The organism is Salinisphaera aquimarina, assembly GCF_042643355.1.
Classification (GTDB): Bacteria; Pseudomonadota; Gammaproteobacteria; order Nevskiales; family Salinisphaeraceae; genus Salinisphaera; species Salinisphaera aquimarina.
Map to the genome: position 1 here is coordinate 703,668 of NZ_JBHRSS010000003.1, position 16,629 is coordinate 720,296.

Genomic DNA, 16,629 nt, shown 5'->3' on the forward strand with positions numbered 1-16,629 from the left:
CTGGTGCATCGGGCTTGATAGGCCCGAAAGTCTATAGCGCGCGTCACATGACTAATATTGGTATATTTGCATATATCGATGAATATATTTCACAATTATTGACAAGTTAAGGCCAAGCCGGCTGTAACAGAACGCGAAAGGCAGAAGACGCTGATCCACAGATTGACGCAGATGCACGCGGATAAAATGCAGGAAGCTGGCTGACGATAAGGTGCCTTCATCTGCCTCAATCTGCGTTCATCTGCGGATAAAAGAGAGCGACGGCACATCCATCGACCGCTCCGCAGCGGGAGAGGTCTGATCTAAGCCCATGTCTTCGTTTGAATTCAGTTGAGGACAGAGGGCTGATCGAAATATTCCACGGGTCAGAACAAAGCCATGATCGAACGCGTCCATCTCAATATCCTGCGCCAGATCGAGCGCGACGGCTCGCTGACGGCGGCCGCCCGTTCGCTGCATCTGACGCAATCGGCGCTCAGCCATGCGATCAAGAAACTGGAGACACAATCAGGTGCCCGGATCTGGGTTCGTGAAGGCCGACGGGTGCAGCTCACGGCCGCCGGCCAGCATCTGTTGCAGGCGGCCGAACGGCTGCTTCCACAGCTGGAGCGCGTGGATTCAGTGCTGGCCGACTATGCCAGTGGCGAGCAGGGGGCGCTGCGTATCGGCATGGAATGCCATCCCTGCTATCAATGGCTGCTGAAGGTGGTCAAGCCCTATCTGCATGCCTGGCCCGGCGTGGATCTGGACGTGATCCAGCAATTCCGTTTCGGCGGCATGGCCGCCCTGTTCAACCACGATATCGATATTCTGGTGACGCCCGATCCGCTGGAAAAATCCGGCGTGGTCTTCGAGCCGGTTTTCGACTATGAGCAAGTGCTGGTGGTCGCCCGCGACCACCCGCTGGCACAGCGCGCGTATGTGAACGCCGCCGATCTGGGCAATCAGGTGCTGCTGTCGTATCCGGTCGACCCGACGCGGCTGGATATCTTCACCGAACTGCTCGGGCCGGCACGCGCGGCGCCGCGCAAGCACAAGACCATCGAGTCCACCGATATCATGTTGCAGATGGTGGCCGCCGGTCGCGGCGTGGCGGCATTACCTCGCTGGCTCGTTGACGAATATGCCCAGCGGCTACCGATCACCGCCGTACGGCTTGGCAAGCGCGGCATCCCGAAGCAGATTCATCTCGGCGTTCGCGGACCCGATCTCGAACTGCGCCCCGTCGCCGGATTCCTGGAACTAGCCGCGTCCGTGTCCGGCGATCCGAAGACGACTCTGCAAATGACAATCAGATAGCAGCCTGTGCTGGCATACGAAGCCCCAATGAACTGGGGCAGCCTCGTTCTTTATTTATCCGCAGATGAACGCAGATTGAAGACAAGAGCAGAACAGACAGAGATTTTTTGATTCACCCATACGCCACGTCTTGCCGCGGGCACTCCAGCGATGAGCGTTCCAAAGGAACCTATGGTTGAATCATCGCGGTCGCGCCGGAGTGCTTTGCGCGTGGCTGACAAGGAGAGAAGCGTTAGCTCGTCTACTGGTGACCGCGAGGTTTTACACCGCGCGTCGAACGATATTTGATTCTGTCTGCGTTCATCCGCGTCAATCTGCGGATGAAGTATCTGCTGCTTTATTCGCTCTTATTCGCCAGCCGCACAAGCGAGAGCGCGACACAAACGCCAGACACGCAAAAGCCGACCGGCGCACTCGGCGCCGGTCGGCTCGCAGGCATTGCCATCAGGTCGCGCGCTCGGGGATTGCCGCGCGACCGCGCAGCGCTATTCCGCTGGCTTCTTCTTGCTCATCATGCCGAAGCGATTGCGGAAGCGCTCGACCTTGCCGGCGGTATCCATGATGTTCTGCTTGCCGGTGTAGAACGGGTGCGTGGCACTCGTGACTTCCAGCTTCACCAGCGGGTATTCGTTACCGTCTTCCCACTCGATGGTTTCCTTGGTATCGATGGTGGAGCGCGTCAGGAACGCGAAATCACCGCTGAGATCCTTGAATACCACCGGGCGGTAGTTGGGATGAATATCTTTTTTCATGATGGCCTGTCCGTATGACAATGCTGTTGTTGCTCGGGCTTGAATGTCTTTCGACCGCGCGGTATGGAACCGCGCGATCGACCAAGGGGAGAACTCACATCTCTCCCCTTTGGAAACCCCATCGCTGGGGTGCCCGCGACAAGGCGCGGGATATTACTGAATCAAATTTTCCATCGACCTCGCGGTCTGCAACCGCGAAGCCGACCAAAGGGGCGAGCTAGCGCCTCTCCCCTTTGGAAACCTCATCGCTGAGGTGCCCGCAGTAAAACTGCGGGTTTTATCTACACTCATCTTCTCTCGCGACGCGCCTAGCGCGCCACGCGTTTCAATCCCAGCGTGATGGCGGCGCCGTCTATATCGAAACGCTCGACCACCTCACCTTTCGGATCCGCATTCGCCGTGTATTCCACGGCCAGCGTTTCCTTCGCCATCATGTCGCCGTGGGCGTTGATGGCCTGCGCCAGACTTTCGTCGGCGCGGTACGCGACACGAATCCGATCTGCGACATGGAAATCGGCCTGCTTGCGCAGGCGCTGCACGCGGTTGACAACCTCGCGCGCCAGACCTCTCTCGCGTAGCGAGCCGGTCAGTGTACTATCAAGTGCCACCGTGACGCCATCTTCGCGTCCCACCAGCCAGCCCTCGAGGCCTTCGGCGGACACGATCAGATCGCCTTCGCCGAGTTCGAAGGTTTCACCGTCCGCGCTCACGGTCACGCTGCCGTCGCGCATATAGGCCGCGATCGCCTCGTCATCGAGGGCGGCGACGGCGCCGGCCACGGCCTTCATCTTCTTGCCCAGGCGCTTGCCCAGCGCACGGAAATCGGGCTTGGCACTGCGCTTGACCAGATCGCCGGCGCCGGCGACGTATTCGATGCTGTCGACGTTGACCTCTTCGCGGATGATCGCGGCCACGGCCTCGATATCGGCCCGCGCCACCGTCGCTTCCTCGACCACCAGAATCCGGCCCAGCGGCTGGCGCACGTTGACGCCGGCCTCGTTGCGCAACGCCAGTACGTTGACCACCACCGCCCGCGCCAGACCCATGCGGCGTTCGAGGTCCGGGTCAGTGAGTTCGGCGTCAGCGACCGGAAAGTCCGCCAGATGCACGGAAGCACGGGCGCCGGCCTGGGCACTGACATTGGCATACAGCCAGTCGGAGAAGAACGGTGCGATCGGCGCCATCATGGCGGCCACGTCACGCAGGCAGGTCAGCGTGGTGTGATAGGCCGCACGCTTGTCCGCAACTTCCGTTTCGCTGGCGTCACCACCGGCATCGGCGCGGGCGCCGGCCCAGAAACGGGCCCGTGAACGGCGGATATACCAGTTCGACAGCGCTTCGATGAACTGCTCGACGGCGCGCGCGGCGCGGGTCGGATTGTAGGCATCCAGCGCCGCCGTGGCCTCGGCCGCGGTCGACTGAAGGCGCGACAGAATCCAGCGATCCAGTTCGGGGCGGTCCGCTACGGCCGGGGCCGGCGTATCGGCGGCAAAGCCGTCGATATTGGCGTAGGTCGCGAAGAACGAATACACGTTCTCCAGCGTGCCGAACACCTTGGTACGGGTCTCGCGCAGGCCACGCTCGGCGTATTTGGTGTTATCCCAGGGCGGGCTGTTCGCCATCATGTACCAGCGGATGACGTCGGCGCCGTGGGTGTCGAGCGCTTCGAACGGATCCACCGTATTGCCCTTGGACTTGGACATCTTCTCGCCGTTGGCGTCCAGCAGCAGACCGTTGACGACGACGTTCTTGTAGGCCGGCGAGTCCTTGATCAGCGTGCCGATGGCATGTAGCGAGTAGAACCAGCCACGAGTCTGGTCGACGCCCTCGCAGATGAAATCGGCCGGAAAATTGGCCTCGAAGCGTTCGACGTTCTCGAACGGATAGTGCCACTGGGCGAAGGGCATCGCCCCCGAGTCGAACCAGACGTCGATGATCTCGGGCACGCGACGCATGGTGCCGCCGTCCGCGGCGGTCCAGGTGATGGCATCGACCTGCGGCTTATGCAGATCGAGGCTGTCGTCGTCGGCAACCTGATCGCCCGCGTATTCGCGCAATTCGGCAATGGAGCCGATGACCACGATATCGCCGTCGTCGTTGTCGTTGACCCAGATCGGCAGCGGCGTGCCCCAATAGCGGTGCCGGGACAGCGCCCAGTCGACGTTGTTGGCCAGCCAGTCACCGAAACGGCCGGTGCCCACATGCGGCGGGTGCCAGTTGATCTGGTTGTTGTACTCGACCAGCTTGTCCTTGTTCTGCTGGGTGGCCACGAACCAGGACTCGACCGGGTAGTTCATCAAGGGCGTGCCCTTGCGCCAGTCGTGCGGGTAGTTATGAACGGTGACTTCCTGCGAGAACAGCAGCCCGCGATCCTTGAGATCGCGCGCGACCACCTTGTCGGCGTCCTTGAACCAGAGCCCGCCGACCAACGGAAAATCGTCGCGGAAGCGGCCATCGCGTTCGATCGGATTGAACACCGGCATGCCTTCGGCGCTGGTCACGCGGAAGTCGTCGGCACCGAAGGCCGGGGCTTCATGGGCGATGCCGGTGCCATCATCGGTGGTGATGAAATCGGCGGCAATCACCCGCCAGGCCTGGTCGGCCTCGGGGTGATCGAGGAAGCTGTCGAACGGCGGCGTGTAGCGCTTGCCGATCAGTTCGCTGGCCGGGAACGTCTCGAGGATTTCGGCGTCTTCGCCCAGCGTCGCGGCAACACAGTCGCGGGCCACGATATAGGTCGCGCCATCGACACGGGCCTTGGCGTATTCGATCTTCGGGCCGACCGCGATCGCGACGTTCGACGGCATCGTCCACGGCGTGGTCGTCCATGCCAGAATCGCCACGTCCGGCTCATCCTCGAGGAAGAACTTCACCGTGATCGACGGATCCTGGACTTCCTTGTAGCCGAGACTGACCTCGTGCGAGGACAGCACCGTGCCGCTGCCCGGCGAGTACCAGTGGATCTTGTGGCCCTTGTAGATCAGTCCCTTCTCGTGTAACTGCTTGAGCAACCACCACACCGACTCGATATATTCGTTGGAGAAGGTGACATAGGGCGCATCCAGATCGACCCAGTAGCCGATACGGCGGGTCAGATCGTCCCACTGGTCCTTGTAGCGCAGCACCGAGGCCCGACAGGCCGCGTTGTAGGCCTCGATGCCGTAGGCGTCGATATCCTCGCGCGACTTGAGGCCCAGTTCCTTCTCGACCTCGATCTCCACCGGCAGGCCATGGGTATCCCAGCCGGCCTTGCGGTCGACCCGATAGCCCTGCATGGTCTTGTAACGACAGAACGCGTCCTTGACCGTACGCCCGAGCACGTGGTGAATACCCGGTCGGCCGTTGGCCGTGGGCGGGCCTTCATAGAAGGTGAAGGTGGGGCAGTCGTCGCGCGCGGCGGTGCTGGCCTCGAAGACGTGCGCGGATTCCCACCACGCACGGATCTCGCCGTCGAGCGCGGGCAGGTTCAGGGGTTTGTGTTCGGCGAAACCGGTCATGCTGAAAACGCTTGTAAATCGCGTGGCAAAGGCTACAGAGCGCGTCACTATAAACCCTGCGGGCGCCTGCTGCACCGCCGGGGCTTAGGGAATCTCTGATCTAGTCGTCACTGTCGTGCCGGCGTGCTTTGCGCGTGCCTGTGCAAGGAGAGAAGAATGTAGCGTGCCCGAAAATAGACAAGTTGCACGTGAATGATGAACGACGCCGTCGCTGCGAGCGGCGGAGCAGGGTATTACCGCGGCGAAGCGGTGGGATGCGACCCGCGGCGTTGCGACCCTGTACGAGTCGTAGCCTCGCAGCTCTGGTCCGAACGCCGGCGGTCGCACCCCGCCGCTGCGCGTCGGGGCCCCGCTCCTCGCCTCGTACGGATAGGCACGCGCAAAGCCCCGGCCTTTCTTGCAATGCAAGAAAGGTTCGGCCCAAACGGCGCCGCTACGGTGTTGCCGGGTTCGGTCCGGCGACTGGTTGATGTTTGGGCCGGACGCGTCACCCGGCGTCTTGTGGCGACGCCGTTTGCCTAATGCAATTTTTCAGGCGAAAAAGATCCGCGAGGACTAGTTCAGAGGTTCCTTAGATCAACGGTGCTCGTGTTTGCAGCGTCTGGGCGGCACCGGATCAAAACCGCCTTCATTGAGCGGATGACAGCGCACGATCCGCCGGATCGCAAGCCAGCTGCCGTACACGGGCCCGTGCCGCGACAGCGCCTCCAGCGCATAGGCAGAACACGTCGGCATAAAACGACAGCGCGGGCCAATTACCGGCGACACCAGATACCGATAGAGCAGGATCGGCAGTTGCAGCAGGCGCACCGCGAGCCAGCGCACGACGGCAATCACGGCATGGCAGGCGCGTACGATGAACATGCTGACCAGTCTAACGTGGCCAGCCGTGTTCCGCGCCGGCTTGACTGATGCCACCGCTGACCCAAGATTATTGGAATACCCGAATTTACAGCAGCGATACCAGACCCTATGGACAACAGCATCGAGCAACTCAAGATGACTTTCGAGATGCTGCCGGATTGGGAAGAGCGCTACCGCTTCATCATCGATCTCGGCCGTAAACTCGAACCGCTCGAGGACGACGAGCGCAACGAGGCAACGCGCGTGCGCGGCTGCATGAGCCAGGTCTGGCTGGTCGCCGACGACGACGGCGCCGACGAGAGCCTGCATTTTCGCGGCGACTCGGATGCGCATATCGTGCGCGGCCTCATCGGCGTGCTGCTGATGATCTACTCGGACAAGACGCCGCAGCAGATCGCGGATATCGATATCAACGAGATCTTCGCCGACCTCAACCTCGAGCAGCACATCACCATGAACCGCCGCAACGGCTTGTTTTCCATGGTGGAAACGATACAGCGCACGGCCCACCGGCGGCTCAACGCCTAGCCGCGTCCAGCCGTTCGCCACATCGCGGGACGACGTCGACTGCCATCGACCTGCGACCCGTCGGAAAAGAATCTGCCTGCGAAACTCACGCCTGTCCCGAGCCCGGTTGACAGCGCCCGACCCGTAGGCAGAATCTGCTGCGCGCGATCAAAACGATATTCCGCCAGGCAGAATTCATGAAACACCACCCCGACAAGCCGGTGACCGGCGAAAAAGACCGCAAGTTCGTGACCGCGCTTGCCCGTGGCCTGGACGTGCTGCGCGCCTTCGAGCCGCGCGAGGGGCTGCTCGGCAATCAGGAAATCGCCCGTCGTACCGGCCTGCCCAAACCGACGGTAACGCGCCTGACCTATACGCTCACCAAGCTCGGCTATCTGTCCTACTCCAAGGAGCTGGAACGCTACCAGCTGGGCATGGGCGTGCTCGCGCTGGGCTATGCGACGCTTGCGAACTTCGGTATTCGCCAGATTGCGCGGCCCTATATGCAGGAGCTCGCCGAACAGGTGAACGCCTCGGTCGCACTCGGTGCGCGCGAGCGCTTGTCGATGATGTATCTGGATCATCGCCGCGCCAGTAGCGAAGTCACCCTGCGCCTGGATATCGGCTCGCGTATTCCGATGGCCACCACGGCCATGGGACGGGCGTTCCTGGCAGCGCTGCCCGAGGTCGAGCGCGGCTATCTGATGACGCATCTGGAGCGGCGTATCGGCGCGGACGACTGGCCCATGGTCCGCGACGGCATCCAGGCCGCCTTCGAGCAGTACGCCAAGCACGGCTATGTCACCTCGGTGGGCGAATGGGAACGCGAGGTCAACGCGGTCGGCGTGCCGCTGATCGAAACCACCAACGGCGATGTGTTCGCGTTCAACGTCGGCGCGCCGGCGTTCCTGCTCTCGGCCGATCGGCTCGAGCACGAGGTCGCGCCGCGCCTGAAATATCTGGTGCAGAACGTGCAGGCCGCGATTTCACGCATCTGACCCATCCGTGCGCCGTGGCGCGTTGCCTCGTAACGTTCGTTCGAACCGACGGTAGACCATGACCCCAGACCAGCCAGAGACCCATATCGCCGGCCGCCCGGTGGACGAGATCATCGCCACCCTGCCGGCGCGCATCCACACCGCCGTGGCTGAGTGGAACCAGCACACGCCCGACGCCGAGGCGATCGTCGACGACGATATCCGCTGGCGATATGAGGATCTGGCCCGTGCGCAGACGGTTGCCCGCGACTGGCTGCACGGGCTGGGCGTAGGTCCGGGTGATCGAGTCATGATCGTGGGCGAGAACGGACGCGCCCTGCCCGCACTTCTGCTGGCCTGCAGCGCGCTCGACGCCTGGGCGGTGATCATCAATGCGCGTCTGTCGGCGCCTGAAATCGACAATATCCGCAACGACTGTCAGCCGGCGCGGGTGATCTACACGCCGGATTGTTCCGCCGAGGCCGGGGCGCTGGCCGATCGCGCGTACGCCGAACGTATCGATCTGGCGCCGCTGGGCGAGTTGGCCGTCAGTACAGCGCTGCCCTGCACGCCGGAGCCGGTGATCGAGGACGGTGGCCAGGTGGCCGCGATGATCTACACCTCGGGCACCACCGGTTCGCCCAAGGGCGTGATGCTCACCCACCGCGGTCTGTTGTTCGTGGCCGCCATCGGTGGCGGCCTGCGGCGTGTCGGTCCCGGCGACCGGCTCTACGGCGTGCTGCCGACCTCGCATGTCTTCGGCCTGTCGTCGGTCTGCCTGGGCGCGCTCTCGCGCGGCGCCTGCCTGCACCCCGTAGCCCGTTTCGACCCGAACCGACTGGTCGACGCGTTGGCCCGCGAACGCATCAGCATCCTCCAGGGCGTGCCCGCCATGTTCGCGGCCACGCTGGAAACGCTGCGCCGCAGCGGCGAGGCGCTCGACGCACCGGCGCTGCGTTATATCTCGGTCGGCGGCGCGCCCATGGACATGGATCTCAAGGCACGCGTGGAAGCATCCTTCGGCCTGACCCTGCACAACGGTTATGGCCTGACCGAAGCCAGCCCCACCATCAGCCAGACCCGGCTCGACGACCACCACGACAACACTACCGTCGGGCCGATACTGCCCGGCGTGCGTCATCAGATCCGGACCGATGACGGCCGTGTGCTCGGGCCCGGCGAAACCGGTGAACTGTGGGCGGCCGGCCCCAATATCATGGCCGGTTATTTCCGCCGCCCCGAGGCCACCGCCACGGCACTGCAGGACGGCTGGCTCAATACCGGCGATCTGGCTCATATCGACGCCCGGGGCCTGCTGTTCATCGTCGGCCGCACCAAGGAACTGATCATCCGTTCCGGCTTCAACGTCTATCCGGCCGACGTCGAAGCGGTGCTTAACGCCCACCCCGACGTGGTGCAGAGCGCGGTCGTGGGCCGAACGGTAGCGAACAACGAGGAAGTGGTGGCGTTCGTGCAGCGGGTGGCCGGCTCCGCGCTTACCGCCGACGCACTGATCGAATTCTCCGCCGGCCAGTTGTCCGGCTACAAGCGCCCCGGCGAGATCGTGTTCCTCGATACCCTGCCCGCCACGGCCACCGGCAAGATTCTGAAAAGCCAGCTCAAGACCCAAGCCACCGAGAAGGCCACCGAACAAGCCCCTTCTCAGGCCACCGACCCGGCGGCCGCCCACGGAGACCGCTCATGAAGTCCAATCGCCCCGTCGCGCTCGTCACCGGTTCGTCCTCCGGCATCGGCGCCGCCACCGCCTGCCTGTTCGCCCAGCGCGGCTGGAACGTGGTGATCAACTTTGCCCACAGCGCCGATGCCGCGGAGAAAGTCGCCGCGACCTGCCGCGAACACGGCACCGAGGCGCTGGTGCAGCAGGGCAATGTGGCCGAGGACAGCGATTGCCGCGCGCTGGCCCAGGCCGCCGAGACGCAGTGGGGACGCATCGACGCCCTGGTCAACAACGCCGGCACCACCCGTTTCTGTGCCCACGACAATCTGGAAGGCCTGAGCGCACAGGATTTCCAGGACATCTACGCCGTCAACACGATCGGCGCTTATCAGATGGTGCGCGCGGTGGCGCCGATGATGCAGGCAGCAGCAACCGGCAGCGTCGTTAACGTGGCCTCGATTGCCGGGGTCAAGGGCTTTGGCAGTTCCATCGCCTATGCCGCGTCCAAGGGCGCGCTGATCACGATGACCAAATCGCTGGCGCGCGCGCTCGGGCCGGCCATCCGCGTCAACGCCGTCTGTCCGGGTTTCGTGCGCGGCAGCTGGCTGGCCGAAGGCATGGGCGAGGCCCGCTATCAGGCGATGATCGAACATCTGGAGGCCAAGACCCCGCTGGGCCGCGTATGCACCCCGGAAGACGTGGCCGACGCGATCGTCTACTTCACCACCGGCGCCGCTGTCGTCACCGGCGAGACGCTGTTGCTCGACGGCGGCACGCATCTGGGCCGGCTCTGAGTTAGGGCCTGTTGCCGTGCCATACGAGTCCGCGCCAAGCGCTGTTTTGCGGCAAGGCGAGGCGTAGCGCGCGCCGCGCAGTCATTCTGCGCAAGCGTGCTAGAACGCTGAATTGCTGTAAAACAGCGCTTGTCCCGAAGGGTTGGGCCGCAAATCGCGTGCTGCGGCGTTGCAAGTCTTGATCGTGGCACGCCACGACCGGCGACTCGCGCCTTGCAGCACACGATTTGCGGTCTCCAACGCGGCGCTCGTGTGAAACGGCAACAGGCCCTGGAGCCGGCCGCGCGATGCTCAAGGCGCCAGCGAAACCCGGCTCAGGCCATCGAGGCTGTCGTTGCCGGTCAGCGCCAGGGTGAGATCGATGTCGGCCAGCAGCCGGCGCAGCACTTCCTCCACCCCGGCCTGACCGGCACAGGCCAGGCCCCAGGCGAAGGGACGGCCGATCAGCACCGCATCGGCGCCGAGTGCGATCGCCTTGAGCACGTCCGCGCCGCGACGAATGCCGCTGTCGAAGAGCACGTCCATGCGCGCGCCGACCGCATCGACCACGCCCGCCAGCGCGTCGATGGCGGCGATGCTGCCTTCTACCTGGCGGCCGCCGTGGTTGGACACGATCACGCCGTCCATGCCCGCCTCGCGCGCCTTGATCGCGTCTTCCGGATGCAGCACGCCCTTGAGCACGATCGGCAGTTTCGTGGCGTCACGCAGGCGCGCCAGATCGTCCCAGGTGCGCGCGGGTGCGGCGAACACGTCCGACCAGTGCTTGACCACGGCGCGCATGTCGTCCTGCGGCGGCTTTTCCAGGCCCGCGCAAAAGACCGGATCGCTGGTGTAGTTGGCCAGCCCCTGGCCCTTCAGGAACGGCAGATAAGCGCCGTCCAGATCGCGCTCACGCCAGGCCAGCATCTTGGTATCGAGCGTGACCACGATCGCCTCGTAGCCGGCTTTTTCGGCGCGCTGGACAAGACTGGTCGCCAGCGCGTCGTCGTTGGGCCAGTAGAGCTGATACCAGCCGCTGGTGGTGCCGAGTTCCTTGCGCACGTCTTCGAGCGCAAACGAGGACACCGTCGACAGAATCATCGGCACATCGACGGCCGCCGCCGCGCGCGCCACGCCCAGTTCGGCCTGATCGTGGATGATCTCCTGCACGCCCAGCGGCGCGATCATCAACGGGCTGACCTGACGCTTGCCGAGCACCGTGCGACCGAGATCGCGCTGGCTGACGTCGGTGAGCATGCGCGGCAGCAGACGATAGCGATCGAAGGCGCTACGGTTGGCCGCCATCGACGTTTCCCCGGCGCCACCGGCGACATACCAGTACGCGGCCGGCGGCAACACCTCACGGGCACGCGCCTCCATATCCTCGTAGCGCAGTGGCAGCTCCGGCAACTGGCCTTTGAGCCCCTGCGCGTAAATGCCCAACTGATGATTGCCGTAATGTTCGGGTGCTGTGGCCACGTCGAAACTCCTCGTCATTTCTGATTATCCTGCGGGCATGAAAAAAGCCGGCGCGCGCGCCGGCTTGAATCAAAACAGTATTTCTTTTTCAGCGCAACCGCGCGACAGTCGCTCGGCGAGAACTACTCGAGACCGTATTTCTTGCCGCCTTTTTCCTTGTTCCAGGGGCGGTCGTTCGAGGAGTCGCTGTTCATGACGGCGGCGCGATTGGGGGCGTCACCGTCGCCAGTCTGCGTGGCGGCGACCGAGGCGGCACCTGTTTCTTCGGACCCGGTATCGCGGGTGATCGCTTCCGGCGCCGGCGGCGGGGTAACCAGTTTCTCCGGGTGCAGGTCGGCCAGTTTTTCCGCGCCTTCGGACATGTGCTGATACATGTCGCGGTAGTCGTCGACCATGCGCGACATGATTGCGGAGGTCTGCTCGAAATGCTCGCGCACGTCGTGCTTGTAGCCGTCATGCTTTTCGGTTGCTTCTTTCATGGCCACCGATTTCTTGCCACCAAACCGGCTACCCACGACGTAGCCGATGATCAGCGCCACGATCGCGCAGATGACGAGAATGAGAATCAGAATGCCAGGACTGAGATTGGCCATGAATTAGGGTCTCCCTGTGGTAAAGCCAGACGGGTTGGATACGCTCCATACTGTGTGGTTGTGCCGCTCACAGCAAGTCGTCGACATTCAACCTTAGTCGCGCGCGCCGTCATAGGGCACCGGACAACAGCGCGAGCGCGGCGCCACAGGCTTTACGGGCATTACAAGAATACGGTATACAGTCTACCGCTCATTTTGCCTTGGTCGTCTCATGACGCAGCGCGCCCCGGATCCTTCCGCCGTCCAGACCCTGCTGGAACCCAATGCCGTCGCCATCATCGGCGCCTCGGGCGACCCCAGCCGCATCGGCGGCCGCCCGGTCGACTATCTCAAGAAGTCGGGCTTTGCCGGGCCGATCTATCCGATCAACCCGACGCGCGATACGGTCCAGGATCTGCCCGCCTATGCGTCGATCCTGGATACACCCGAGCGCCCGGATCTGGCCATCATCGCGCTGCCGGCGGCCGCGGTACTCACGGCGCTGACCGAATGCGGCCAGCGCGGGGTGGGCGCGGCGGTGATCTTCAGCGCCGGGTTCGCCGAGCTCGGCCCCGAGGGCGCCGAGCTGCAGCGGCAGCTGCTGGCGATCGCCCGGGAATACGGCGTGCGCCTGCTCGGCCCGAACTGCCTGGGCGCGATGAACATCCCGCGCGGGCTCATCGCCACGTTCTCTAGTTCGGTGCAGAGCGGCCTGCCGCAGGCCGGGCATATCGGCTTCGTGACCCAGAGCGGCGCCTTCGGCTCGCACTGTTTTGCGCTCGCGCGCGAACGCGGCCTGGGCCTGAGCCGGCTGGTGACCACCGGCAACGAATGCGATCTGGACGCCGCCGACTGCCTCGCCTATCTGGCGGGCGACCCCGATACCCGCGTGATCGCCATGCATCTGGAAGGCTGTCGCGACGGCGCGCGCATGAAGATGGCGCTGGATCTGGTTCAGGCCAGCGGCAAGCCGGTGATCGTGCTCAAGGGCGGCGAATCCGATATCGGCGCGGCCGCGGCGATGTCGCACACCGCCAATCTGGCCGGCGCCGACGCCGCCTACGATGCATTGTTCCGGCGCTATCCGGTCTATCGCGCACACAGCATTCGCGAGTTCATCGACGTGGCCCATGCCGCCGCCCAGAGCGCGATCCCGCGCGGCAAGCGGCTCGGGCTGATCACCGTCTCCGGCGGCGTGGGCATTCTCATGGCCGATACCGCGGTCAAGCTGGGCCTGGACGTCGCCCCCATGCCACAGGCGGCCCAGGACGAACTGCATGCGATGTGGTCCACCGCGACCACCCGCAACCCGGTCGACACCACCGCCCAGCCGGTGGCCGATCCGCATATGCCGGCGGATTTCCAGCGCGTGATGCTGCGCGACGGCAACTATGACGTGCTGATCAATTTCCTGTCCATGCTGCCGCTGGCGCCCGCGCTCGCGGACAAGTTGCGCCCGCCGCTGCAGACGCTGCGCGCCGACTATCCGGACGCGGTGCTGATGATCGCGGCCCTGTGCACGCCGGAGGCGCGCCAGGGTTTCGAGGACGACGGCTATCTGGTCTATGAGGACCCGACCGCCGCGGTGGAAACCGCGTCGGCGTTGACCGTCCTCGGCGAACGCATGGCCGCCTCCAAACCCTGGTCGCGCGACACCGACCCCGCGCTCGCCACCCTAGAATCCGGGCGCCGCTACGGCGAATATGAATGCCTGCAGCTGCTCGAGGCCGCAGGCGTGCCGAGCGTGCCGGCGCGCCGGGCAGAAAACGCCGCGGCCGCCGCCGAGGCGGCCACGGAACTGGGCTTCCCGGTGGTGCTCAAGATCGCCTCGGCGGACATCCTGCACAAATCCGATGCCGGCTGCGTGGAGCTCAATCTCGTCGACGAGGCCAGCGTTCGCGCGGCCTTCGACCGCATCATCGCCAATGCCCGCCATCACCATCCCGAGGCCGCGCTCGACGGTGTACTGGTCGCGAAGATGCTCGGCGGCGGCGTCGAGATGGCAATCGGGGTGCAGAACGACCCGACCTTCGGCCCCATGGTCATGGCCGGCCTGGGCGGCGTGTTCATCGAGATCCTCGAGGACGTGACCTTCGAACTGGCGCCCTTCGACGACGCCCAGGCCAAGGCCATGCTCGAACGCCTGCGCGGCTACTCGCTGCTCACTGGCGCGCGCGGGCGCAGCGTCGCCGATGTCGACGCGCTCGTGGCCACGCTGGTCCGGCTGTCGGAGTTCGCCGCCGCCAATGCCGACGTGCTCGATTCCATCGATATCAATCCGCTGATGGTCATGACCGCAGGCCAGGGTCTGGCGGCTGCCGACGCGGTCATCCTGACGCGAGGGAACCCCTGATCGAATCGTCACGGCCGCGCTGGAGTGCTTTGCGCGTGGCAGGCCGGATAAACAGGATAGAGATTTGCTAATTGCACATGAACAACAACTGGCGCCAGCCAATCGCGCGCAAAACCCCGGCCGCCAAGCGGTTTGGCCCCAAAGGCGCCGTTACGGCGTTGCCGGGTTCGGTCCGGTAAGCAACCGGACGCTTCACCCGGCGCCTTGTATCAACGCCTTTGGGGACGCAAACGCGATCCGCGAGGATTCAATCAGAGGTTCCCAGGAGAAAAACAAATGACAAGAGACGTCGTCATCGCCGGCATTGCCGAAGCCGAGCTCGCCAACGGGCATTTTGCCGAACCGGCCTCGGTGCTCGAGGTGCAGGCGCGCTGTGTATCGCGCGCGCTCGCCGACGCGGGACTCACCCTGCCCGACGTCGACGGCGTGCTCGTGGCCGGCCTCTGGGGCATGCCGGGTGCGGGCACGCTGATGCCGCTGACCCTGCCCGAATACCTGGGCATCAAGCCACGCTTCGTCGACGGCACCAACATCGGCGGCTCTGCCTTCGAGGCACACGTGGCCCACGCCGCGATGGCGATCGAACGCGGCTACTGCGATGTCGCGGTGATCACCTACGGCAGCGACCAGCGCAGTGCCAAGGGCCGTTCGCTGGCCGGGCGCCCGCCGCATCTGAACATGCAGTTCGACACCCCGTTCGGGCTGCTCACGCCGATCGGCAGCTATGCACTGGCCGCGCACCGGCACATGCACGAATACGGCACCACCTCCGAGCAGCTCGCAGAGATCGCGGTGTCCGCCCGCAACTGGGCCAAGAAAAACCCGGCGGCGATGAAGCGCGACGACCTGAGCGTCGACGACGTGCTCTCCAGCACCATGGTCAGCGACCCGCTGCACAAGTTCGATGCCTGCCTGGTCACCGACGGCGGCGGCGCCATCGTCATGACCTCGCCGGACAAGCTGTCGGCCAGGGCCAAGCAACGATCGGTCTACGTGCGCGGCTACGGCGAGGCCGTCAGCCACTGGACCATCAACGGCATGACCGATCTGACCACCACCAGCGCCGCGGTCAGCGGCCCGGCAGCGATGTCCATGGCCGGCGTGACCCACGACGACTTCGACGTGGTCGAGATCTACGACTCGTTCACGATCACCGTGCTGCTCACCCTCGAAGCACTGGGTTTCTGCAAGCGGGGCGAAGGCGGCGCGTTCGTCGAAAACGGCCGGCTCGGGCCGGGCGGCGAATTTCCGATCAACACCAATGGCGGCGGCCTGTCCTGCTCGCATCCGGGCATGTACGGCATGTTCCTGCTGTTCGAGGCGGTACGCCAGATCCGCGGCGATGCCGGCGAACGCCAGCTGCCCAAGGCCACGACCGCGCTGGTCAATGGCACCGGCGGCAATCTCTCCAGCACCGCGACCTGTGTACTGAGCAATCGATAGGACCCTCGACATGAGCAATGAAACCCAACAGGTATCGCGCCCCATTCCGATTCCGGACCCGACCACGGTCCGTTTCTGGAAGGCCGCCAGCGAAGGCCGGCTGGAACTGCCGCACTGCGACGCCTGCGACAAACTGCACTACTACCCACGCGCGATCTGCCCCTACTGCGGCAGCGAAGATCTGAGCTGGCGCCAGCTCAGTGGCCGCGGCGCGGTCCACTCCTGGACCATCTCCCGGCGCCCGGCCGGTGCCGGCTTCGCGGACCTCGCGCCCTACGCGGTCGCGCTGATCGATCTCGAGGAAGGCCCGCGCATGCTCTCGAACGTGCGTACCGACGACCTCGACGCGCTGACCATTGGCCAGGCCGTGAGCGTCGACTTCGAAGCCCTCGCCGACGATATCGCCCTGCCGGTGTTCACCCCGGTCTGATTGAA

13 protein-coding genes are annotated in these 16,629 nt (G+C 64.5%); 8 read left to right on the forward strand and 5 right to left on the reverse strand.

Annotated features, from left to right (window positions below; all coding sequences use genetic code 11):
* Positions 1 to 378 precede the first annotated feature (378 nt).
* Positions 379 to 1,299, forward strand: coding sequence for a LysR family transcriptional regulator (locus tag ACFOSU_RS06795; RefSeq protein WP_380687769.1), 921 nt, complete (start codon positions 379 to 381; stop codon positions 1,297 to 1,299).
* Between the two features lie 485 nt (positions 1,300 to 1,784).
* Here ACFOSU_RS06795 and ACFOSU_RS06800 read toward each other — a convergent pair whose 3' ends face one another.
* The 3 genes from ACFOSU_RS06800 to yidD all read right to left on the reverse strand — a co-directional run bounded on the left by ACFOSU_RS06800 (position 1,785) and on the right by yidD (position 6,412).
* Positions 1,785 to 2,051: a type B 50S ribosomal protein L31 gene (locus tag ACFOSU_RS06800; RefSeq protein ID WP_380687771.1), complete on the reverse strand. Its 267-nt coding sequence runs from the start codon at positions 2,049 to 2,051 to the stop codon at positions 1,785 to 1,787.
* Between the two features lie 308 nt (positions 2,052 to 2,359).
* On the reverse strand, positions 2,360 to 5,548 hold the full coding sequence (gene ileS, locus ACFOSU_RS06805; RefSeq protein WP_380687773.1) for an isoleucine--tRNA ligase: 3,189 nt from the start codon (positions 5,546 to 5,548) through the stop codon (positions 2,360 to 2,362).
* 576 nt (positions 5,549 to 6,124) lie between these two features.
* Entirely contained in the window at positions 6,125 to 6,412 is a 288-nt protein-coding gene (yidD, locus tag ACFOSU_RS06810; protein ID WP_380687775.1) for a membrane protein insertion efficiency factor YidD, read from the reverse strand.
* 108 nt (positions 6,413 to 6,520) lie between these two features.
* Between yidD and ACFOSU_RS06815 the strand changes: the two genes are divergently transcribed.
* The 4 genes from ACFOSU_RS06815 (at position 6,521) to ACFOSU_RS06830 (ending at position 10,368) form a co-directional block, all read left to right on the forward strand.
* Positions 6,521 to 6,940 (forward strand): SufE family protein, encoded by a 420-nt coding sequence (locus ACFOSU_RS06815; protein WP_380687777.1) that lies wholly within the window; start codon positions 6,521 to 6,523, stop codon positions 6,938 to 6,940.
* Between the two features lie 176 nt (positions 6,941 to 7,116).
* Positions 7,117 to 7,917 carry an IclR family transcriptional regulator gene (locus ACFOSU_RS06820; RefSeq protein WP_380687779.1) on the forward strand — a complete coding sequence of 267 codons (801 nt, stop codon included), beginning with the start codon at positions 7,117 to 7,119 and terminating at the stop codon, positions 7,915 to 7,917.
* Between the two features lie 58 nt (positions 7,918 to 7,975).
* Positions 7,976 to 9,601, forward strand: coding sequence for a class I adenylate-forming enzyme family protein (locus tag ACFOSU_RS06825; protein WP_380687781.1), 1,626 nt, complete (start codon positions 7,976 to 7,978; stop codon positions 9,599 to 9,601).
* The gene (locus tag ACFOSU_RS06830) at positions 9,598 to 10,368 is read left to right on the forward strand and encodes an SDR family NAD(P)-dependent oxidoreductase (RefSeq protein ID WP_380687783.1); all 771 of its coding nucleotides are present in this window, start codon (positions 9,598 to 9,600) and stop codon (positions 10,366 to 10,368) included. Before ACFOSU_RS06825 ends, ACFOSU_RS06830 begins: the two co-directional genes overlap by 4 nt.
* A gap of 291 nt (positions 10,369 to 10,659) precedes the next feature.
* Here the strand turns inward: ACFOSU_RS06830 and ACFOSU_RS06835 are convergent, their stop codons facing one another.
* Positions 10,660 to 11,844 carry an alpha-hydroxy-acid oxidizing protein gene (locus ACFOSU_RS06835; RefSeq protein WP_380687785.1) on the reverse strand — a complete coding sequence of 395 codons (1,185 nt, stop codon included), beginning with the start codon at positions 11,842 to 11,844 and terminating at the stop codon, positions 10,660 to 10,662.
* 104 nt (positions 11,845 to 11,948) lie between these two features.
* Positions 11,949 to 12,419, reverse strand: coding sequence for a YhcB family protein (locus tag ACFOSU_RS06840; protein WP_380687787.1), 471 nt, complete (start codon positions 12,417 to 12,419; stop codon positions 11,949 to 11,951).
* 211 nt (positions 12,420 to 12,630) lie between these two features.
* Here ACFOSU_RS06840 and ACFOSU_RS06845 point away from each other — a divergent pair, with 211 nt between their 5' ends.
* From ACFOSU_RS06845 to ACFOSU_RS06855, 3 genes are all read left to right on the forward strand, one after another.
* A complete protein-coding gene (locus ACFOSU_RS06845; protein WP_380687789.1) occupies positions 12,631 to 14,751 on the forward strand; it encodes an acetate--CoA ligase family protein in 2,121 nt (706 codons plus the stop codon).
* Between the two features lie 276 nt (positions 14,752 to 15,027).
* Positions 15,028 to 16,194, forward strand: coding sequence for an acetyl-CoA acetyltransferase (locus ACFOSU_RS06850; RefSeq protein WP_380687791.1), 1,167 nt, complete (start codon positions 15,028 to 15,030; stop codon positions 16,192 to 16,194).
* Positions 16,195 to 16,204: 10 nt separating this feature from the next.
* The gene (locus ACFOSU_RS06855) at positions 16,205 to 16,624 is read left to right on the forward strand and encodes a Zn-ribbon domain-containing OB-fold protein (protein WP_380687793.1); all 420 of its coding nucleotides are present in this window, start codon (positions 16,205 to 16,207) and stop codon (positions 16,622 to 16,624) included.
* Positions 16,625 to 16,629 lie beyond the last annotated feature (5 nt).

Excerpts from the sequence above, each read along its gene's own strand:
- ileS (WP_380687773.1), bottom strand. The coding sequence starts at position 5,548 with ATGACCGGTTTCGCCGAACACAAACCCCTGAACCTGCCCGCGCTCGAC.
- ACFOSU_RS06800 (WP_380687771.1), bottom strand. The coding sequence starts at position 2,051 with ATGAAAAAAGATATTCATCCCAACTACCGCCCGGTGGTATTCAAGGAT.
- ACFOSU_RS06830 (WP_380687783.1), top strand. The coding sequence starts at position 9,598 with ATGAAGTCCAATCGCCCCGTCGCGCTCGTCACCGGTTCGTCCTCCGGC.
- ACFOSU_RS06840 (WP_380687787.1), bottom strand. The coding sequence starts at position 12,419 with ATGGCCAATCTCAGTCCTGGCATTCTGATTCTCATTCTCGTCATCTGC.
- ACFOSU_RS06845 (WP_380687789.1), top strand. The coding sequence starts at position 12,631 with ATGACGCAGCGCGCCCCGGATCCTTCCGCCGTCCAGACCCTGCTGGAA.
- ACFOSU_RS06825 (WP_380687781.1), top strand. The coding sequence starts at position 7,976 with ATGACCCCAGACCAGCCAGAGACCCATATCGCCGGCCGCCCGGTGGAC.
- ACFOSU_RS06815 (WP_380687777.1), top strand. The coding sequence starts at position 6,521 with ATGGACAACAGCATCGAGCAACTCAAGATGACTTTCGAGATGCTGCCG.
- ACFOSU_RS06850 (WP_380687791.1), top strand. The coding sequence starts at position 15,028 with ATGACAAGAGACGTCGTCATCGCCGGCATTGCCGAAGCCGAGCTCGCC.
- ACFOSU_RS06835 (WP_380687785.1), bottom strand. The coding sequence starts at position 11,844 with ATGACGAGGAGTTTCGACGTGGCCACAGCACCCGAACATTACGGCAAT.
- ACFOSU_RS06795 (WP_380687769.1), top strand. The coding sequence starts at position 379 with ATGATCGAACGCGTCCATCTCAATATCCTGCGCCAGATCGAGCGCGAC.
- ACFOSU_RS06820 (WP_380687779.1), top strand. The coding sequence starts at position 7,117 with ATGAAACACCACCCCGACAAGCCGGTGACCGGCGAAAAAGACCGCAAG.
- ACFOSU_RS06855 (WP_380687793.1), top strand. The coding sequence starts at position 16,205 with ATGAGCAATGAAACCCAACAGGTATCGCGCCCCATTCCGATTCCGGAC.
- yidD (WP_380687775.1), bottom strand. The coding sequence starts at position 6,412 with ATGTTCATCGTACGCGCCTGCCATGCCGTGATTGCCGTCGTGCGCTGG.